18 protein-coding genes are annotated in these 19,515 nt (G+C 39.8%); 12 read left to right on the plus strand and 6 right to left on the minus strand.

Going from position 1 to position 19,515, the window contains the following annotated elements; all coding sequences use genetic code 11:
- Positions 1-30: 30 nt before the first annotated feature.
- A complete protein-coding gene (locus tag BK584_RS23360; RefSeq protein ID WP_078395046.1) occupies positions 31-1,005 on the minus strand; it encodes an ABC transporter substrate-binding protein in 975 nt (324 codons plus the stop codon).
- A 346-nt stretch (positions 1,006-1,351) separates the two neighbouring features.
- Here BK584_RS23360 and BK584_RS23365 point away from each other — a divergent pair, with 346 nt between their 5' ends.
- The gene (locus BK584_RS23365; RefSeq protein ID WP_245808961.1) at positions 1,352-1,990 is read left to right on the plus strand and encodes a class I SAM-dependent methyltransferase; all 639 of its coding nucleotides are present in this window, start codon (positions 1,352-1,354) and stop codon (positions 1,988-1,990) included.
- Positions 1,991-2,327: 337 nt separating this feature from the next.
- Entirely contained in the window at positions 2,328-2,708 is a 381-nt protein-coding gene (locus BK584_RS23370; protein WP_367579308.1) for a hypothetical protein, read from the plus strand.
- A gap of 590 nt (positions 2,709-3,298) precedes the next feature.
- Here BK584_RS23370 and BK584_RS23375 read toward each other — a convergent pair.
- The 3 genes from BK584_RS23375 to BK584_RS23385 form a co-directional block, all read right to left on the minus strand.
- Positions 3,299-4,540, minus strand: a complete 1,242-nt coding sequence (locus BK584_RS23375; protein WP_078395048.1) for a YeeE/YedE family protein — start codon at positions 4,538-4,540, stop codon at positions 3,299-3,301.
- 321 nt (positions 4,541-4,861) lie between these two features.
- Positions 4,862-5,500, minus strand: coding sequence for an HD domain-containing protein (locus BK584_RS23380; RefSeq protein ID WP_078395832.1), 639 nt, complete (start codon positions 5,498-5,500; stop codon positions 4,862-4,864).
- A gap of 132 nt (positions 5,501-5,632) precedes the next feature.
- Positions 5,633-6,505, minus strand: a complete 873-nt coding sequence (locus BK584_RS23385) for a glycine betaine ABC transporter substrate-binding protein (protein WP_078395051.1) — start codon at positions 6,503-6,505, stop codon at positions 5,633-5,635.
- A gap of 287 nt (positions 6,506-6,792) precedes the next feature.
- On the opposite strand from BK584_RS23385, the gene BK584_RS24870 reads away from it, so the two are divergent.
- From BK584_RS24870 to BK584_RS23425, 9 genes are all read left to right on the plus strand, one after another.
- Positions 6,793-6,939 carry a hypothetical protein gene (locus BK584_RS24870; RefSeq protein ID WP_169871497.1) on the plus strand — a complete coding sequence of 49 codons (147 nt, stop codon included), beginning with the start codon at positions 6,793-6,795 and terminating at the stop codon, positions 6,937-6,939.
- A gap of 146 nt (positions 6,940-7,085) precedes the next feature.
- Entirely contained in the window at positions 7,086-7,757 is a 672-nt protein-coding gene (locus BK584_RS23390; RefSeq protein ID WP_169871499.1) for an HAD family hydrolase, read from the plus strand.
- A gap of 76 nt (positions 7,758-7,833) precedes the next feature.
- Positions 7,834-8,727: a YitT family protein gene (locus tag BK584_RS23395; protein WP_078395056.1), complete on the plus strand. Its 894-nt coding sequence runs from the start codon at positions 7,834-7,836 to the stop codon at positions 8,725-8,727.
- Between the two features lie 170 nt (positions 8,728-8,897).
- Positions 8,898-9,866, plus strand: coding sequence for an ABC transporter substrate-binding protein (locus BK584_RS23400; protein ID WP_078395058.1), 969 nt, complete (start codon positions 8,898-8,900; stop codon positions 9,864-9,866).
- Positions 9,867-9,978: 112 nt separating this feature from the next.
- Positions 9,979-10,962 (plus strand): XdhC family protein, encoded by a 984-nt coding sequence (locus BK584_RS23405; RefSeq protein ID WP_078395060.1) that lies wholly within the window; start codon positions 9,979-9,981, stop codon positions 10,960-10,962.
- Positions 10,959-11,555 carry a nucleotidyltransferase family protein gene (locus BK584_RS23410; RefSeq protein ID WP_078395063.1) on the plus strand — a complete coding sequence of 199 codons (597 nt, stop codon included), beginning with the start codon at positions 10,959-10,961 and terminating at the stop codon, positions 11,553-11,555. The genes BK584_RS23405 and BK584_RS23410 overlap by 4 nt, the downstream gene beginning before the upstream one ends.
- The gene (locus BK584_RS24345) at positions 11,534-12,412 is read left to right on the plus strand and encodes an FAD binding domain-containing protein (RefSeq protein WP_139365749.1); all 879 of its coding nucleotides are present in this window, start codon (positions 11,534-11,536) and stop codon (positions 12,410-12,412) included. The genes BK584_RS23410 and BK584_RS24345 overlap by 22 nt, the downstream gene beginning before the upstream one ends.
- Positions 12,399-14,675, plus strand: coding sequence for a xanthine dehydrogenase subunit D (gene pucD / locus BK584_RS23420; protein ID WP_078395066.1), 2,277 nt, complete (start codon positions 12,399-12,401; stop codon positions 14,673-14,675). The genes BK584_RS24345 and pucD overlap by 14 nt, the downstream gene beginning before the upstream one ends.
- Positions 14,615-15,112 (plus strand): (2Fe-2S)-binding protein, encoded by a 498-nt coding sequence (locus BK584_RS23425; RefSeq protein ID WP_078395069.1) that lies wholly within the window; start codon positions 14,615-14,617, stop codon positions 15,110-15,112. Before pucD ends, BK584_RS23425 begins: the two co-directional genes overlap by 61 nt.
- A 118-nt stretch (positions 15,113-15,230) precedes the next feature.
- On the opposite strand, the gene BK584_RS23430 is transcribed toward BK584_RS23425, so the two are convergent.
- Positions 15,231-16,472 (minus strand): pyridoxal-phosphate-dependent aminotransferase family protein, encoded by a 1,242-nt coding sequence (locus BK584_RS23430; RefSeq protein ID WP_078395072.1) that lies wholly within the window; start codon positions 16,470-16,472, stop codon positions 15,231-15,233.
- A 16-nt stretch (positions 16,473-16,488) separates the two neighbouring features.
- A complete protein-coding gene (gene allC / locus BK584_RS23435; RefSeq protein WP_078395074.1) occupies positions 16,489-17,730 on the minus strand; it encodes an allantoate deiminase in 1,242 nt (413 codons plus the stop codon).
- A gap of 162 nt (positions 17,731-17,892) precedes the next feature.
- Here allC and BK584_RS23440 point away from each other — a divergent pair, with 162 nt between their 5' ends.
- Entirely contained in the window at positions 17,893-19,515 is a 1,623-nt protein-coding gene (locus BK584_RS23440; protein ID WP_078395077.1) for a PucR family transcriptional regulator, read from the plus strand.

Consider the following 19,515-nt stretch of genomic DNA (forward strand, 5'->3'; position numbering starts at 1 on the left):
GTTTGACATCGTTGTCCACTTCCTTTGCAGTTACTCGGTAATGACATCTTCAGCTAATTCATCCCAGCTTGTGTTCCAATCTAATCCCATTCGTTCAGCCGCACCTTTATTAAATACAAGCTTCAACTCTGGAGGAAGCTCAACGGACATTGTGCTAACATCGGCACCATTCTCTAAGATTTCTACAGCCATTTCACCAGTTTTATAACCGATATCATAATAAGAGAATCCAAACCCGGCAAAACCGCCAGCTTCAACAGAATCAAGCTCACCAACAAACAATGGTAGGCTTTCCCTTTCGGCAACATTGATAATCGAATCAAGTCCAGCGACTGCGTCATTGTCCGTAATAATATAAAAGGCATCGATGGATCCAAGTAAACTTTCAGCCGCTGTTAGTACATCCGCTGTCGTTTGAATAGGCGCCTCATGAATAGTCATACCTAAGGCAGCGGCGGCTTCTTTTGCAAGCGAGACTTGGTGCTGGGAGTTTTGTTCTCCTGTGTTGTAAATCATGCCAATGTTTTCATAGCCAAATTCTTCGTTCATTAACTCAATTGAATTGGAGATAGCATCTGGATGAAAATCTACTGTACCTGATGCATTGCCGCCAGGTTCTTCTAAGGATTCAACGAGTTGAGCTCCAACTGGATCGGTAACAGAAGTAAATAGAATTGGGGCATCAGTCACTGATGATTCCATAAATTGTGCAGCAGGTGTGGCATTAGCAAAAACTAGATCAAGTCCTTCGCTTGCAAAGTTGTCTGCGATCGACTGCAATTGATTTTGATCTCCATTTGGATTGGCATCATTGTAATTTACATTAAGACCAGCTTCTTCAATCGCTGCTTTGAATCCTTCCGTAGCCTGATCAAGAGAAGGATGATCAGCGTATTGCACGACACCAATCTCATAAGAATCTTCTCCAGATGTTTCCCCGTCACCGCATGCAGTAAGCACACTCGATGCAACCAACCCAATCATGAGCAAATACTTTTTGTTCATTTGTTCTCCCCCTAAAGATCAACTAATTTGATAATAGAATAGCTAGTAAAAGATCATTTCTATAATAGAAACATAACTTATTCGAAAGATTTAGTCTATATGATAATTTAAATAATTTAACAGAAACAATCATTATAATGGAAATTTGTTAAAAGAATGGCTCTTTTCTGTTAAAATAATCTTTATATAAAGATTATTCTCTACCATAAGGTGTTTTACTTAATTGGGGATAATTGTGAGAGGAGAGATAGTCATGTGCGATCGCAAAGATGGTAATCAAATTAAAAGAGGTAAAACAATCAATCTAGTTGAGTACATCTATTAACAAGAGTGTTTAACTGTTAAATTGGAGGAGTATGAATTAAAAGGTTTTGATATGTGGGCAGATAACTACGATCAAACAGTACAGGTAAGTGAAGAAACGAATTCATACCCATTTGCTGGATACAAGGAAATTCTTAATCAACTTTATAATGAAATAATGAAGCGAGAGCTTTCGGTCATACTAGATATTGGTTTTGGAACAGGAATATTGGCGAACAAGTTGTATGAAAATGGTCACCAAATTGAAGGAATTGATTTTTCAGACCGAATGATTGAGATTGCATCGAGGAAAATGCCTAAAGCTAGGTTGTTAAACTGGGATATATCGAGGGGTTTACCAAGTGAGGTTAAAGAGAAACGCTATGATTCAATTGTTAGTACTTATGCGCTGCACCACTTAACGGATGCCGAGAAGAAGACTTTTTTAGAAGAAGCAGTTGCTTTATTAAAAGTAGATGGAACGCTGTACATTGGCGACGTCGCCTTTCAAACGCGTCCAAAATTAAAACAATGTCGTCTTGACCATTTACCAGACTGGGATGAAGAGGAGCATTACTTTGTTGCCGATGAATTAATAAATGACATAAATTTCTTTGCTGATGTAACATTTCATCAACTATCACATTGCGGCGGGATTTTTGTTATCAAGAAAAAGAATTAGATAAAAAATGGTTGTTTAGCTTGTTTACAAAGCCCCATGAAAACGGGATTTTGTCAACAAGCTTTTTTACTGATGAGTGATTGTCTAGTACTATTCTCCTGTTTTGTTCCGCTTCTAGTCGCCTATCGTCGTCCCCAACGGCATTGAAAGACACTAATTTAATGGCTCTTTTTTTATATTCGTTTGATCTTAGACCCGCAAGTGCTTAGAGTCATGAGGTTGATTCCGTTAATAAACAAAAAAACATAACTTCTATACTATTTTATGGTAAACTAAAGTAGGATATAATTACCGCAATTTATTCATTCATACTATTATTTTAAGAGGAAGTGAACAAATGAGCAATAAGACGCTTGAATCTGTCGAGAAGACAGAAGTAATTGAAGGTGTAAAACAAGTAAGCACGCCGTCTAATAGCCAAAGGAATACTGGTGGTCCAAGTCGCGTAATGAAGTGGACATTTGGTGGGTTAGAAGCTTTATGGGGCTTCCCTATGATAGGTGGACTACTTATTTTAAGTCTTGCATGGGTTCCATTAGGAATTATGCTTATTCTACATATCATTGGTTTAGTTTTTGCAGCTAAAGAAAATCGTAGCAAAACGGGTCATATTTTGGGCGTGTTAGCTTCGGCTCTTGGTTGGATTCCTGGTGTTGGTATGATACTTCATATCCTTGCTGCAGTATTCCTAATGATTGAAGCAGGTAAAAACAACTAAGAAGCACTTATTTTAAAGAGGTATCTCTATAGAGATACCTCTTTTTTGTACGCCTGACAAGTGCACAAGATCCATTATTCATGTCCCTAACGGTGAAGGGCGTGTAAGTGGTTAGCTAATGGCAATGGTGTTTGAGATGAGTCGGAATCTGAAGGAAGTGGGAGGGGGACATCTAGGAGGGTGGGGCGCATGCGGTCACAAAAGAAAATCTTGTACCAAGAGGTGAATCTAAATGAATCGCGACCTGTCACGAGGTAATCTTATCGCGTCATTAAAACGTTCGAATCAATATTTTAGTAGAAATCTCGTCGGTTTTTGAACGAGCGACGAGATCGATGGATTGGAAGAAGACTCTAATTCATCGATGAAAAGAATGGAAGATGGTTGGAACAAAATAGCAAATCTGATCTTATTAGGGGCTTTTAAAAAGGAAAAGCATGGGATAAGTAAACACTAGAAAAGTCTACTGGCGCATAGCCAGTAGACTTTTCCTTCATCGAACCCTCAAACAAGGGTTGAGGTATTACAACCTTTGTTCGACTTAACTGCAACCGCCGTAAACCCGAACGGTGGAATAAGAGGACGGGAATCTAACAAAATGTATCTCTTGGTTTTGGTACGGATAGTCCAAAGAGTGGACGGAGTTTTAAGGCGAGGAATGTTCCACCAAGTGCCATAACGCCCCAAATATAGCCATGTCCACTGAAAGAAGCAATTCCACCAAAATAAGCACCAACGTTACAACCAAAAGCAAGACGTGCACCGTAACCCATTAAGAGGCCACCAATGACCGAAGCTGCTGCGTTTTTTGCTGTAATATTCGAGAACTTGAACAATCCCCCTGCAGCAGAAGCGATAAAAGCACCGATAATAACGCCAAAGTTTAAAATCGTTGTTGTATCAGCAAAGATTGAAGCTTGTAACGCCTCGGTATTTCCTTGCCAGTAACCCCAGCTTGCTACATCAAAACCAACAGCTTCAGCTGCTTTTGAACCCCAGAGCGTGAAGGCAGAAGTCACGCCCCAAGGCGTTCCACGAATTAACAAAGTTAATGCATTTAGTATGGCAAGAACGATTGCAGCCGCAAACAAAGGCCACGAACCACGGAGGAGACGTTTCCATCCAACCGCTGAAGGTACTGGGGCCATTTCAGGAGGTTTGCGTTTCTTTTCAATAAAGATCGTAATGAGCGCAATAATGCCAAAAAGAGCAAGTGAAGCAATCCATGCCCCGCCATAGCCGAGGCCAGTTGATGTTGCCAGAGAGAACGGTTCTGCTGCTGGCATATCTTCCATCCAGAAATCAAAATGTGCCGCGCCAATTGTTGAACCGATAATGAAAAACAACAACGTAATAAACATGACAGAACGTCCGCCACCAACAGCGTAAAGTGTTCCAGATGCACAACCACCGCCTAGCTGCATCCCAATACCGAAAATAAACGCACCAACTAATAAGCTTACGCCAATTGGAGAAACATACCCATTTGCTTCAGCGCCAAAGAATGTAGTACCAACAGCAAGGATTGGAGCAAATAATGTACAAGCTACAGCAAGCATGACCATATGCGCTCGTAAAGATTTACCGTTTCCGACTGAAGCTAGTCTGCGAAAGGCTGATGTAAAACCAAACCGGGCATGAAATAATGTGTATCCAAGACCAATCCCTACTAGAAGTAATAGGGGTTGAACGAGATGTTGTGTGAACGCTAAAAAAATTGTCAAAGCTACCGCTACAATAATGCCACCTGCGACAAGTATATATTGAGGGTTTTTTAATGGCGGCGCTTTTCTTTCTGTGTTGTTATTTGCATTTTGTACAAGAGTAGCCATTAGATCACCTCTTATTCTTATTATTTTACTATGGATTATAATATCGTAGTCGGAACAGTTGCTTCTGTCAAGAATGAGATTTTAAAAAGAATCGTTTGGAGGATTGAAATACACATTAAAAAGGTTAGCTGAAGCTGCTGATATAGTGGGGGAAGTCTTATCCTTGTAATCCGATTTGTGAAATTGGATTATAAATCAAATATATTTGCTGTAAATGGTGGGCCTATCATGATTGGTTGAGGTGAAAGACACTGCTAGGAACTGTGATCATAGCTTATGCATTAATTTATTTTCGCATATCTTATCATCTATTAAAGGATTCTAGTTAATAGTTGAATAAATCGACTCTTCAATACCTGGAAGGAGTCGATACACACTCTTATTAATATATGTTTCAATCTCTTGTTTAATGGTATAAAACCCGTTCCAATGAAGTGAAGTGTAGAGAGTGGTTCCATGTCGTAAACCAACGGATACAAGTCTTTTCTCAAGTGTTGTAAAGCCATTAGAATCGGCTAGTGCATTACATAGTGTAATGACTTTACTATACAGATCATAGGTTCTGTGTTGATTAAGGATATCAATTAGAGTCGCTTGCATATAATTTGGAACAAGGTTCCAAGCTGCGGCAAGTTCAATGTTTTTGTTTCCATTTGGAAATGAATGAGTAACACAAACGAGTGCATTTCCTGAAAACCCTAATTCTTCTAAATAAGTGTAGCCATCATATGAATGAATAACTGATTTTGTCACACCTTTGTACCTGCCAATATCATGCAAGAGAGCTGCATTATACTCTAAATCAATATTCAAATTAAATCCAAATTTATTAAGTTCTTGTAAGATTATTTCGGTAGCTCTTGCGACATGAATGGAATGGTCAACCCATGGACCGGGGTTCTTTTCACTTGCAAGTGTTAATAATGTGAGAGCATAATCTCTGTCTTGGATATAGTTCATCATGTATTCCTTTCTAAACCTCTTTATTTATACTACTTCACCTTTGTAATTGAAAGTCCTTTCTTGATTTATTTTTCTTATAGGATTAAAAAAAGCAAAGCAGAGTAAAACTCTGCCTTGCTTTTTTAACCGCTATTTCATCCAATTATCTACGAGTTCGCGGTTGTTTTCAATCCATTCTTTTGCTGCTTCAACATCATCAAGTTCATTTTGAAGGGCAAGTAATTCAGATAACGAATCATCATCAAAATAACTGTTATTTAACCAATCGACAATTTCAGGTATATCTTCTGCTAGTCCGTTACGAGCAATATAATAAATATCGTCAGGGTCACCGTATACATTATCTGGATCTTCCAAGTATTTCATGTCGTAATCATTAAAAGACCAATGTGGATTCCATAAAGTAACAACAATAGGTTCTTCGTTCTGATAAGCAGTTTCAAGCTGTTGAATCATTGCTTGCTCTGACGAAGAAGAAAGAGTAAAGTCTTCAAGACCGTAATGAGGGATAATTTCATCTTCAGTAATTTGCATTAAAGCAGACCCAGGGTCGATACCAACAATGGTACCGTTTAGTTCGTCATAATAACTTTTTAAGTCCTCAATTGAATGAATGTCTTCCATATAAGTTGGGACGGCAAGTCCAAGTGTGGCTCCTTCGTAAATGACTCCATCTTCTTGTACATCAATTGTTTCAGAGTCTTTTGTTAGGTAGGCTTGATCCGTAAACGGCAACCATGTATTAAAAGCAATGTCAAAATCTCCATTCTCTGTTCCTTCAAATAAGAACGCTTTCTCAACTGCTGCAGCCTCAACTTCATATCCTTTTTCTTCTAAAAGTTGTTCCCATACATGGGCAAAGGCTATCGCTTCTGCATATGTATTGTATCCAATATTAATTTCTGTGCTATTTTCTGTTGTTCCTTCACCTTCGTCATTTCCGCATGCAGCTAGCGTACTGACTGCAATTAGGGAAACTCCAGCAATAATCATTTTTTTCATGACGAATGATCCTCCCAAAGTGTGTTTATCATGTATCACTATTTTAGAATAGCATAACTATACATTAGTATGCACATGTTCTTGGTTGAATAATCAAAAAGTGGTAGAGCATGAACCTTGAGAATAGCTTCTCATGAAGCGTTTTTTCGCGTTGGTCTACAGGAGGAAATCCGTTCTTAACAACTGTAAAATGTATAATCTTACTAATCATTAAATACGTCACTCTGTGAGTAATTTAGGAGAAATGGGGTATATGAAAGAAAAACATGTAAAGAGGAGTGGAGAACTTGGATCCCATTATATGGATTATAATAGCGCTACTTTTATTTTCTGTTTTAGCTGGTGTAACAAAAGCGGTTATTCGAGTGATCTTTACAATTGCAGCAATTAGTGTATTAATTATTCTAATTGGTCAGCTTATAGGTGTAATGTAGCTTTTACGATTTAAGCGTATAAATGTGATCTATCAAGCATGCCTTGATAAATTTTTTCTATAAAACCTATGAAAAGAAAAATAAAACGCTGTTGTACGAACATGCTCATTGAACGCGTTAATTATTTTATAGAAAAGAGGGAGAATATGAAAGCCATCCTGTTTGATTTAGATGGAACGTTACTTGATCGCAGAGCGTCATTACGTCGTTTTATAAAAGAGCAACGGGAACGACTTGGAAACGAACTGAAAGAAACGGATGAGCTGAGTTACGAGGAAGATTTCCTGACGTGGGATAATAATGGATATGTGACGAAAGACATTGTTTATCAAAAGCTTATCGCTAAATACAACATAAAGTCTTTTACAGCAACAGAGCTTTTGCAGGACTATGAGGAGTTTTTTTATACAAGCTGCATTCCATTTGCTAATTTGATATCGACTTTAGCAGAATTGCAGAAACAGTCAATAAAGCTTGGTATTGTTACAAATGGAAAAAAAGATTTTCAGCAAAAAAACCTTGAGGCTCTTGGAATTGCAACGTATTTTGAGTCTGTTGTCATATCTGAAGCTGTAGGCGTAAAGAAGCCTGATCCTGCAATCTTCTTACATGCAGCAGAGGAACTTGGCGTCCTGCCTAAAGAGTGCTTGTTTGTTGGCGATCATCCTGAGATTGACTTTTCAGGTGCAGAAGCTGTTGGCATGACGGGTGTTTGGCGTGTGAATGGCATGTGGAAGCCCCCAAAAACGACACACGAAATAACGAATTTAACTCAACTGTTGCTAATAGTTGATGAAATAAACAATAATAGTCATTAAATAAGTCTTGTATGTGGGTAAGAGAAGCGCTTTATGACGCTTGTTTGTTATTACCCGAAGAAAGGCCGGTTTACGTATGAAAAACTATATTTTTCTCGTCTTTGGTACATTCCTCTTTGCTGTGTCTGTGACTATCTTTGCGATGCCTAATTCGTTAGCAGAGGGAGGAGTACCGGGGCTAGCACTTCTGCTTTATCATGGCTTTGGGTTTTCACCAGCTTTAATTACTCTACTTGCTAATGCTGTGACGTTATTGATTGGCTATCGTTATTTACCCAAAGATATGATCATGAAATCGATCCTAACGATTCCGCTCTTTTCATTTTTTATTTTTCTATTAGAAGGCTTTGGGAGTAGTATCCCTGACCCTTTACTAGCTGCGTTATTTACTGGGTTGTTTACAGGAATCGGGTTTGGTTTTATTTTTCGGGCAGGAAGCACAACTGGCGGTACATCTACGCTTGCGCGAATGCTCAATTATAAATTTGGTTGGGAGCTAACTGGAACAAATTTTGTTCTTGATGCATCGATTGTACTGGCTGGGGTATTTATCATTGGTCCCCTCCATACGATGTATACGGTACTAGCGCTTTTCATAGGGAAACGTGTAACAGATTATGTACTTGAAGGCTTTGAGTCTAAAAAAATCATTCATATCTTTTCTCCAAAGACAGAGGAAATCGCAAACGCAATTCAGCTTAATCTCGGAGCCCATACAACCATTTTAAAGGGCGAAAAAAATCAAGAAGGAGTAGAAGAACATCTTCTATATGTCGCAATCCCTAAGCAAAGGCTTTTCTATTTGAAAAAACTTGTCCAAGGCATCGATGTTAATGCATTTACAGTTGTACATACAGTAAAAGATGTGACTGGAGGAAGCTTTGCCGAGGCCCATCACCCTACACAAAAAACATTTAAAAACGAGCAAGCAGAGAAGAATTATTATCAAAGACAAGCAGACAAAGAGTAAGCAGACGTATAAAAGCAGGCATGTTCTTATGGACATGCTTGTTTTTTTACGGAGTAAATATGCGATCTGTATACATTGTTTTTCATTTTTTAGTCAAGTTATCCAATGACTCCACTACACAATCACTCTAGCATTATAAGGAATAAAACTGTGATTAGTGGAGGTTCATAATGATGAAAAGAACGAGGAGTAAATGGATTGTACCAGCGTCTTTAGTATTGTTAGCTGCTTGTGGGGGGAGTGCAAACTCCGATGGAAAAGAAGCTGTGAAATTGGTTTTGAACTGGTTTCCTAAAAGCCAAATGGGCGGCTTTTATGCTGCTCAAGTAAACGGAGACTATGAAGACAATGGTCTTGATGTGGAAATTGAACCAGGTGGACCAGAGGTTTCCGCGATACAACTAGTTGCTTCTGGTAATGCAGATTTCGGGCTTGCCCATGCGGATCAACTCCTTGTGGCCAGGAATGAAGGGATCGAATTTATTGCTCTCGCTGCCACTCAACAAGAAAGTCCACAGGCGCTCATGTTCCATGAAGGGAAAGGGGTATCTAAATTCGAAGGAATCAATGGGAAGACAATGTACATTGAACCTGGTATTCCTTATTGGGATTACTTAAAAAGTCAATACGATTTAAGCGAGGTAGAGGAACTTGCTTATACAGGTCAGAATGTTAATTTTCTAGCAAATGAAGATTCCATTACCCAGGCATTCCAAACTTCTGAACCATTCTTCCTTGAACGACAAGGTGTAGCAACAGAGACAATGCTCATTTCTGAAGCTGGTTATAATCCTTATAACGTTGTTTTATTTGTGACAAAAGACTATTTTGATAAAAACGAAGAAACGGTTGATCAATTTATGAAGGCTTATCAATCAGGGTGGGAAACGTACGAAACAAATTATGATGATATAAATGAAACAATCCATGAGGTGAATCCTGAAATTGCCATGGAAGAGCTTGAATTCGAAGCGGAGGCACAGTATGAGTTTGTATTTGGTGGTGATGCCGAGGAGCATGGGGTTGGTTACATGTCACATGAAAGATGGCAAGAGTTGATTGACCAACTAGTTGACATTGGTCAACTAGATCAAACTGTTGATGCAGCAGAAGTTTTTACAACAAAGTATTACGACTAACAGTTAGATGTAGAAAAAGAGTGTAAGATCATCTCTCGTAAACTTTAACAACAAGGATCGGAATCTTTATACTAATCACAATTATAAAAATCGTAAGAGAGGGTGCTAGCAAATGGAGAATATGCATGAAATCTTTCCTCACCTTAATGATCCTATGCAAAAATCAATGCTTGCAACCATTGTCCATGTGGATGGCTCTGCGTATCGAAGAGAAGGAACAACGATGTTATTTAAAGCAGATGGCACTCAAATTGGTCTTCTAAGTGCCGGTTGTATTGAAGAAGATCTATATGCTCAGTTTGTTCCAGTTTGGGAAGACGGACCTATTTGGAAGTCCTATGATATGACTAGTGAAGATGACTTGTTATGGGGTGTAGAGGGGAGTGGTTGCAATGGTGTTGTCACTGTCTTGCTTGAACCTGTTACTGCCAAGTTAAGAAAGGAACTAACGTGGGTAGAAAAGGAATTGAAGTCCGGTAACTGGGTTGCCAGGGCGAGGTCATATTCCGAAACATACTATCAATCAAAATCGGGTCAATGGCTTGGCGAGAAGTGTCTAGCAATGTCATTTTCGGGAGATGAAACAAGTGGATTCAATGAGCAGAACAAAATGTACATCCACATAGTCCATCCTAAACCAAGATTGATTCTATTTGGTGCTCATTTAGATGCACGCCCACTTGTTCAATTTGCATCGCAATCAGGATTTGCTGTTCATGTTTGTGATTGGCGTCCTGCCTTTTGTCGGCGTCATTTTTTTCCACAGGCAGAAGCAATGTACCTTGGTTTTCCACATGAAGTATTACCACAACTCTCATTTTCTCCTAACGATTATGTTGTTTTAATGACACATCATTTTGATCGTGACCGCGAAATTATGTTGTATATGCTTAAACAAGAGGTTGCTTATATAGGGGTCCTTGGGTCAAAAAAACGAACCAGTCGTTTACTGGCGACGTCTCAATTACCTGACAATGTGAGAAGTCCAATCGGCTTAGCCATACAAGCGGAAGGGCCTTATGAAATTGCTATTAGTATCGTTGCAGAGCTCATTCAAGAAATAAAGCGTACAGATAGAAGAATGACAGTTAAATGAAGGTTATTGCCATTGTACTCGCGGCTGGTAAAGCATTACGAATGGGTAGAAATAAAATGGCTCTACAATTAGGTGAGGATACGGTCGGAAACCGAACTGTTTCTGCCGCTTTAGCCGCCGAAGTTGACCATGTTATTGTATGCATCGGTGCTAATGATTCCGCTCAATGGCTTCAATTAATCAACCATTCGCAGGTTTCTACCGTTACTTCTATCGAAGCGGAAAAAGGTCAGGCCTATTCATTACGTGCAGGTATAAGTAAAGTAATTGATATGGATGCTGATGCGATTGTTGTTTTGTTAGGAGATCAACCCTTTATTCAATCATCATTCATTCAACAACTGATTGAAACAGCAAAAGAAAATTCAGAAGCTATCTATGTGGCTGCTTCCTTTGAACAAAAAGAAAGGCCACCAATCTTATTTAGAAAAGCGATTTTTTCAGACTTAATGCAATTAAAAGGTGATGAGGGAGCACGTAAATTTGTTCGTTCACGTCTTGTGAAAGGACTAAAGGTCTATTCCTCAGACGAAATCAATTTTGTTGATATTGATACGAAGGAGGATTATGCATGGGCTTGCAAACACCTGTAAAACAAACTGCTTTTCCGATTGTCTGGATGCCAGAGACAATCGAAGAAGCATGGGAAATGAAGAAAAAGACAGTAGGCGCAGTTTTTGTTGCGGGGGGTACCGTTATTCAGATGCGGCGAGAACAAGGAGTAAGTCAAGCAACACATTTAATTAGCTTAACAAATATAGAACAGCTTAAAATGATAAATGATGGTGATACGTTGCTTGAGATCGGCTCTCTATGTGTGCTTTCTGATTGTCTGAAAGCTTCTGCTATCAAAGCGGAAGTACCGTTACTTATAAAAGCAATTGCTTCAATCGCTGCGCCGGCTGTTCGTAATAGAGGGACGATAGGAGGCAACGTAACCTATCGACAAGGGGATGCGATTCCTGTAATGGTTGCTCTTGATGCAGATGCCGTTATTTATTCAGATAATGGTTATGAATGCATATCGGTAGCAGAATATGTAGAGAACCTCGAACCATCGATTTTGCTTGCGGTGCGTTTTCGTAAAGAAAAACCAACAAAAGCGAAATTCATTTATGAAAAGGTAGGAAGACGAGAAGCCTTTACTCTTTCCCTATTAACGATTGCCTGTGTTGTTGAATTAGATGGTGCCGTGCTTAAGCAAATCAAACTTGCTATTGGTGGAGGCGATATGATCCCACAGCGGTTAACAGAAATAGAGAACGTGTTAACTGGAGCTCCTTTAACAGAGGAGCTGCTGACAGTAGCGTATTCACGATTTAAAAAAGCAGGCGTGATTTGTACAACGCCATTCGCAACAGAAGAGTACGTTCGGACAGTGCTTGCCAATATTGTTGTGTCATCTCTGGAAGAGTTTATGAAAGAGGAGGTACGCTATGGTAAGGACTAGGCCGGATGGTATTCCAAAAGTAACAGGACAACTAAGCTATTTAACCGATCGAACATTTCCTAATACGCTTTACGGGAAAATCTTGCGTAGTCAGTATCCCCATGCCTTGATAAAACGTATTTCAATTGATAAAGCGAAAGCACTTCCTGGAGTACGAGCTGTTTTAACTCACGAAGATGTTCCTGGGATAAATGGCTTTGGCATTATCGTTCCAGATCAACCTGTGTTTTGTTCCGATCGTGTTCTTTATATTGGTGATGCGATTGCCGCAGTAGCAGCCGATACGAATGCAATTGCAGAAGAAGCGCTTCATTTCATTGAGGTTGAGTATGAGGAACTACCAGTTTTAGATACTCCAGAGAAAAGCTTGACATCTGAAGCCCCACTCCTATATCCAGACGGGAATGTGTTGCATAAAGCAACCCATCAAAAAGGGGATGTATCTGCAGGTTTTTCTGCTTCAACATGCATGGTTAAAGAGACGTATGATGTTCCAAGGCAAATGCATACGTATATGGAAACTGAGGGTGGGGTCATTGTGCCAGAAACTGATGGAGGCATAACGGTTTATATGGGCACGCAACATGGCTTTAAAGATCGATTTCAGCTGTCGAGAATTCTTGCTATCGACGAAGAGAAAATCCACGTTGTCTCTAGTCCGATGGGTGGTTCTTTTGGGGGGAAAGATGAGTTAAATGTCCAACCTTATGCAGCTTTGTTAGCCCTGAAAACAGCTTGTCCAGTAAAGATCCACCAAACAAGGAAAGAATCAATGATTTCAGGCATCAAAAGGCATCCAATGAAAATTAAAACACGAACAGGTGCAGACGAATATGGACGAATTCTTGCACATGAAGTAGAGATTATTGCTGACACGGGTCCGTATTCAACACTTGGTCCAGCAATTCTTGATTTTGCTGTTGAACATGCGGTTGGCCCTTATCGAATTCCACATGTTCTTGTTGAAGGAAAATCGGTTTTTACAAATAATGCTGTTTCAGGAGAATTTCGTGGCTTTGGCGGTAATCAAATAACCTTTGCTTTAGAAGGACAGATGGATCGGTTAGCAGAAAAGTTAGGAATTGAACCACTTGAGTTACGTGAACGCAATCTTCGAAAAGAAAACGACTTAGGACCGCTTGAGCAGCGTATTGTCCCAACAGACGGCGCGCGCGCGGTAGTGAAAGCCATTAAACATACTTCAGAACCTGTTATAAATCAGGCTTCTCGTAAACGTATGGGCACAGGAATTGCTGTGACAATGCATGGTGGCGGATTAGGGTACGGTCGCCTTGATAAATCAGGCGGTAGAATAGCGTTAACAAATGAAGGAAAGATCGCTGTTTCTTTTGGCTTTGAGGAAGTCGGGCAAGGAATCATCCATGTCATAGAAACCATTGCAACAGGGGCGTTTGACTGTTCCGAAGAGGATTTACTCATCCAAATTGGAGATACGCGAACAACGCCTAGTACAGGTTCAACGACGGCCTCACGAGGAACAAGTATGGTATGGAACGCAATAAACCGTTTAAAGCCACCGTTTGTTGCTGCGTTAACAGAACAAGCGGGTAAGCTTTTGCAAATAGAGGCAGACAACCTTCATCTTGGACCTGGTGGTATTTATAATCGGGGGCAGAAGAAAATGGACTTTAATGAACTGGCTGCCTCGTTTAACAAGGAAACCCCCGTTCAGTTTGATACATCTTTTGACTTCCCGACAACACCAGATCGAACCGATGGTGGACATTATTTATATACGTATGCCGCTGTTTTTGCTCAAGTTGAGGTTGATGAGATGACAGGAAGGATTGCAGTGCGTCAGTTAAAGCAAGCTATTTCAGCAGGACCTGTTGTTAATCTAGTAGGCTTTAACGGACAAATTGAGGGTGGAGGTGTTATGGCTCTCGGATATACGTTAATGGAAGACGCTAAAATGATAAACGGTCAGTACATTACGGAAAACTTAGACACGTATTTAATTCCAAGCATTCGCGATGTTCCCCCTCATTTAGAAGTTGAGCCCATTGAAGAACTACCGGAAGAAGATTGCTTTGGTCCTCGTGGAGTTGGTGAAATAGGGACGGTTGCAGTAGCACCTGCAATTGCAAAAGCAATTCATGACGCAACAGGTTTATGGGTTAAGAAACTTCCTGTATCACCGGAAACGGTGTTAAAGGCATTGGATCAAAGGAGTGAAAGGCGATGGAAAAAAGATGTGGATCTACTCTCAAGCTTGAATGCTCAATCAATAACGAGACAATAAACATCACTGTGCCAGCAAGCGCTCGTTTGTCTGATATTGTTCGAGAAGAGCTTCATTTAACTGGCACAAAAGTCTCGTGTGGAATTGGGCGCTGTGGTGCTTGCGCTGTTATAATGGACGGTCGGCTTGTGAATAGTTGCCTAGTGATGGCTTACCAAGCAAAAAAATCGGTCATTCAAACAATTGAGGGAGTTGCAACAGAAGATGGTTTAGATCCTATTCAACAAGCTTTTCTCGATGAAGGTGGATTTCAATGTGGATATTGTACGCCAGGCATGATTATGGCTGTCAAAGTGTTGCTTACAGAGAACCCAAACCCAACTGATGAAGAAATTGTAGATAGGTTGTCAGGAAATCTATGTCGATGCACAGGTTATGCCGGAATCATTAGAGCTGTCCGACAAGCGAGTAATCGTGTCTGTACGTCAATAGAGTAGTTTATTTCTTAGGAAGTAAAAGAATCTCCAAATGATAAAGAGAAGGATTTTTTGGTTGACAAATTCCAGCCCACTTTCTTATGAAAGTGGGCTTTCCTTCTATTCGCTTAGGCAGCGCTCAAACATTGATTACGGTCTCTCGAGTACTCTGATCGTAGTAAGAAAGAGCTGCTTGCAGTGCTTTGCCGCTTTGAATGGGTGCTCCTTTGTAGAGAAGTGCTGCCTCAAGGGCGGAGAGTGTAAATAAAACATTTTCTTTTCTACAACTGTAGCCCATTGAACCGATTCGCCATATTTTTCCGTGCAACGGTCCAAAAGAGCTGGCAATTTCAACGCCAAAATGAGTGAGCATAAACGCACGGACGGCGTCTGCATCAATTCCGTCAGGGACAGTAATGCAAGTGACAACGGGGAGTTTGTGTTCATGTTCGACGTAAAGCTGAAGCCCCATTGCCTTAATTCCGCTAATTAGTGCTTTTTCATGATAAAGGTGACGGGTAAACCTTGATTCGAGACCTTCATCTAGAAGGATTCGTAACCCTTCATGAAGTCCGTAAATCATTGATGTTGCTTCTGTATGATGGTTTAATCGCCTAGGACTCCAATAATCTTGGAGTTGACTTAAGTCAAAATAATTGCTGCGAATGACAGTACCTGTACTCTTTTCAGCAAGTTCTTTTTCCGTAGCGATGCCTCGCTCGACTTTTTTACGTCGGTTAATGACTTTTTCAGCGCGGCTATTGTATGTAATGGGGGCCATTCCGGACGGGACAGACAGGCATTTCTGGGTGCCACCAATGGCTGCATCGATATACCAGTTATCTACTTGCAGATCGGTACCACCAATTGTTGCGACTGCATCAACGACAAAAAGAATATCTAGCTCTCTGCATGCCTTACCAATTGCTTGAAGCGGCATCATACATCCCGTTGATGTCTCCCCATGGACGCATGCGACAATTTTTGGTTTAGAGATTGAAATTGCTTCAATAACATCTTCTTCTTTAAAAACAGTGCCCCATTCACATTCAATGGAATGGACATCTGCCTCTAATCGTTCGCAAATTTCAATTAACAAGTGACCGAATCGACCATAAACAGGAATGAAAACACGATCGCCTGGTTCAATTAAGCTTGTTAGCACTGCCTCAATACCTGAGCGTGATGTACCGTCAATAGGAAATGCCCATTGGTTTTTTGTTTGAAAAAGTTTCCTTAACATGTCCATTGTATCATTCATCATCTCGGTAAATGCAGGGTCGAACTGGCCTAGAATAGGCGCACTCATCGCTCGTAAAACAGCTGGCTCGGCTTCGACGGGACCAGGGGTCATAATTGTACGTTTAACCATTTGTTTCATCTCGAACATCTCCTCTCTAATACGCTAATTGATATAGCACTTCACGCAAAGCTGAAACTCCTATTTGTAAGTCTTCTTCATTGGTATATTCGAGCGGTGAATGGCTAATGCCATTTATGCTAGGTACAAATAGAAGGCAAGTAGGGATGGCTGCTCCAAATACTTGCGCATCGTGACCAGCGCCACTGTACATGTAACGAGTTGGATAACCTGTGCGTTGTGCAAGTAAATACGCGTTTTCTGCTAGTGAATCTGACATATCTACTGGTGCGACATTTGCCCATTGATTAATAGCAATACCGACACCATCATTGAACCGAGTTTCGGAGAAAAAATGCTCCATACTTTCATAAAAACGATCTAATACCTCTGATTGATGATGCCGGATATCTAATGTAAAACGAACTTCGCCTGGAATAACATTAGGTGTATTCGGAAAGACCGACATTTTGCCAATAGTGGCGACAAAATGGGGATCTAGTTTTTTGGCAGAATTAAGCAAACGTTGAATAAGTGCAGTTGTTGAATCCATAGCGTCTTTCCGTTGATACATCGGTGTTGTTCCAGCATGATTGCTTTCACCAGTAACCGTAATCGTATACCTTCGTTGACCTACAATGCTTTTTACAATGCCGAGTGATTCCTTCGCATTTTCTAGCACAGAACCTTGTTCAATATGAAGTTCAACAAAGCATGAGAGGTCGTTTCGTAAAGCTTCTTGATGACGACCTAAACCAAAACCGGTCTGTTCCATCGCCTCTTTCATTGTTATGCCAGATGAATCTTTTATCAAAGCGGCATCAAAAGGTTTATGAATACCAGTTATATTGCCTGAACCCCAAAATGTGAGAGGGAAGCGACTGCCTTCCTCTTCACATAAAGATACCACATCAATTGTTTTTTTTGGTTGCCCAAATTCATTCATTAATTGGGTAACAGCTAGAAGGCTTGCGATCACGCCATAAGCACCGTCATACTTTCCCCCATTATCAACCGTATCAATATGGGAGCCAGTTAAAATGACTGGTTCACTCTCTACCCTACCAATAGCACGCCCATACAAATTGCCTACATCATCAAAAAAAGGAGTAAGTCCTTTTTGTTCAAATAACTGAAACAGCATCTGTTGTGCTTGCATCCAAACAGGAGAATAAAGCAAACGGGTTACTCCACCATCCTTCGTTAAGCCGAAAGACGCTAATTGATCAATATAAGTAGTAATTAATTGGTTAGTTGATGCATGTTTTTGTGTGGGCATAGAATCCCTCGCTTTAATTTTTTATGTCAGAAATTCTCCTGAAGATTCTGTGTGTTACTGATTTTACTGTTAAGCTTTGGATAAATCATTGACATAATTATCATTTTTTAAAGGGGTTATTGTGTAAAGTAACCAATGAGATTTTAGTGAAGGGATGATGGTATGACAATCGACGAGCTTTTGAAATTACCAGTTTTTGAGGGGGCAAACCTTGTTGCTGGAGGAGTTAGGCAGAATAAACGGATTGAGAATGTGAATATGATGGATGCCCCGGATATCATCGATTATTTGAAAGCGGATGATCTTCTTGTAACAACTGCCTATCATTATAGAGATGAACCCATTCAGTTGCTTGAATTAATAAAAGCAATGCATCAAAAAGGGTGTGCTGGGATTGGATTGAAAAAACGGTTTTTAGGATCAATTCCAGAAGAGGTAGATACCTTTGCTAATACAGTAGGGTTTCCTATTATTGCATTACCTGAAGGAGTAGGACTTGGATCAATTGTTAATCAATCATTAAGTGCCATTCTTGATTTGCGCACAAGTGAATTAAAGATGGCTCTTGAAACACATCAAACATTCTCAAAACACATTATGAGTGGGAAGGGGTTACCCCACTTGTTAGAAAATGTAGCGGAATTAGTTGGCTATCCAGTTATGTTAATGGATGAACGTTGTCAGCTTATTCATTCATCTAATCCACCTAGTCCTGTATTAAACGGACTTGAATATTTATATCGTATGGGTTATTCAATTTTTCCTGATGGTAGCCCTTTTACAAGCCTCACGTTCCTCATGCGTGAGCCGAAAACGATTACGGCATTTCCAATTTTTACCGATAAATCCAAGCGTGGTGCGTTGATTGTTCTTGGGGGCATGTCAGACTCCGACACTAAGGAGATCTTGACAGTTGAACAAGCAACGAATGTAATTGCATTTGAATTAATGAAAGAAAATGCATTAAAGCAATATACAAGAAGAGCGAAAAACGAATTTTTTATCCACTTTATTAATGGAGAATTCTCTTCGAAAGCTGAAACCATTAATCGAGCGAAAGAATTTGGATTAGATAATAATCGTACGTATAAATGTATTGTTGGACGTCTTGACCGAGATGAAAATCTACTTGGATTTAAAGATAGCCAAATTGAGATGGAGAAGGTTTTTGATTATGTGGAAGAAGAATTGTCGATTTTTCCATTTCGTTCTCACGTGTTTATTAAAGGAGAGCTTTGTTTTATTTTAATTGAAGGAGAATCAATTGACACTGAAACCGATTCTTCTTCATCTATTCAATTAGCACTTGAACTTATTCAAGAAAACGTCTTTCGACAATTTAAACGCACTGTTTCATTTGGAATAAGCAATATTTGTTATGAGTTTTGGGAAGTTCTTGAAGCCCATGGAGAAGCGATTAACGCGCTTAATTCTGGTCGTTTGTCTGGGAATAGACAATTTGTACAAGCGTACCAAGCGAAAGACTTATCAAAGCTATTAAGGATGATTCCAGCGGATGATTTAATTGAATTTTGCGAGTATACACTACAAAAATTATCAGAGCCAAATGTAAGTGAGTTAGGTCTTGTCCAAACATTAGCTGTTTACTTAGAAACGCATTGTCAGATTTCTGAAACAGCTAAAAGACTTTATGTACACAGAAATACGATTATTTACCGACTTGAGAAAATCGAGGAATTACTCGGAAAAAAGTTAAAAGATCCTGATACAACTCTTCATTTGCGCTTGGCATTACGAATTCAACATACGTTGCAAACAACTTAA

Source organism: Shouchella patagoniensis (assembly GCF_002019705.1).
In the GTDB taxonomy this organism is placed as follows: Bacteria; Bacillota; Bacilli; order Bacillales; family Bacillaceae_D; genus Shouchella; species Shouchella patagoniensis.

Excerpts from the sequence above, each read along its gene's own strand:
- BK584_RS23385 (WP_078395051.1), bottom strand. The coding sequence starts at position 6,505 with ATGAAAAAAATGATTATTGCTGGAGTTTCCCTAATTGCAGTCAGTACG.
- BK584_RS23410 (WP_078395063.1), top strand. The coding sequence starts at position 10,959 with ATGAAGGTTATTGCCATTGTACTCGCGGCTGGTAAAGCATTACGAATG.
- BK584_RS23370 (WP_367579308.1), top strand. The coding sequence starts at position 2,328 with ATGAGCAATAAGACGCTTGAATCTGTCGAGAAGACAGAAGTAATTGAA.
- BK584_RS23430 (WP_078395072.1), bottom strand. The coding sequence starts at position 16,472 with ATGAAACAAATGGTTAAACGTACAATTATGACCCCTGGTCCCGTCGAA.
- BK584_RS23390 (WP_169871499.1), top strand. The coding sequence starts at position 7,086 with ATGAAAGCCATCCTGTTTGATTTAGATGGAACGTTACTTGATCGCAGA.
- BK584_RS23425 (WP_078395069.1), top strand. The coding sequence starts at position 14,615 with ATGGAAAAAAGATGTGGATCTACTCTCAAGCTTGAATGCTCAATCAAT.
- BK584_RS23405 (WP_078395060.1), top strand. The coding sequence starts at position 9,979 with ATGGAGAATATGCATGAAATCTTTCCTCACCTTAATGATCCTATGCAA.
- pucD (WP_078395066.1), top strand. The coding sequence starts at position 12,399 with ATGGTAAGGACTAGGCCGGATGGTATTCCAAAAGTAACAGGACAACTA.
- BK584_RS23360 (WP_078395046.1), bottom strand. The coding sequence starts at position 1,005 with ATGAACAAAAAGTATTTGCTCATGATTGGGTTGGTTGCATCGAGTGTG.
- allC (WP_078395074.1), bottom strand. The coding sequence starts at position 17,730 with ATGCCCACACAAAAACATGCATCAACTAACCAATTAATTACTACTTAT.
- BK584_RS24345 (WP_139365749.1), top strand. The coding sequence starts at position 11,534 with ATGGGCTTGCAAACACCTGTAAAACAAACTGCTTTTCCGATTGTCTGG.
- BK584_RS23395 (WP_078395056.1), top strand. The coding sequence starts at position 7,834 with ATGAAAAACTATATTTTTCTCGTCTTTGGTACATTCCTCTTTGCTGTG.
- BK584_RS23375 (WP_078395048.1), bottom strand. The coding sequence starts at position 4,540 with ATGGCTACTCTTGTACAAAATGCAAATAACAACACAGAAAGAAAAGCG.
- BK584_RS23440 (WP_078395077.1), top strand. The coding sequence starts at position 17,893 with ATGACAATCGACGAGCTTTTGAAATTACCAGTTTTTGAGGGGGCAAAC.
- BK584_RS23400 (WP_078395058.1), top strand. The coding sequence starts at position 8,898 with ATGATGAAAAGAACGAGGAGTAAATGGATTGTACCAGCGTCTTTAGTA.
- BK584_RS23380 (WP_078395832.1), bottom strand. The coding sequence starts at position 5,500 with ATGAACTATATCCAAGACAGAGATTATGCTCTCACATTATTAACACTT.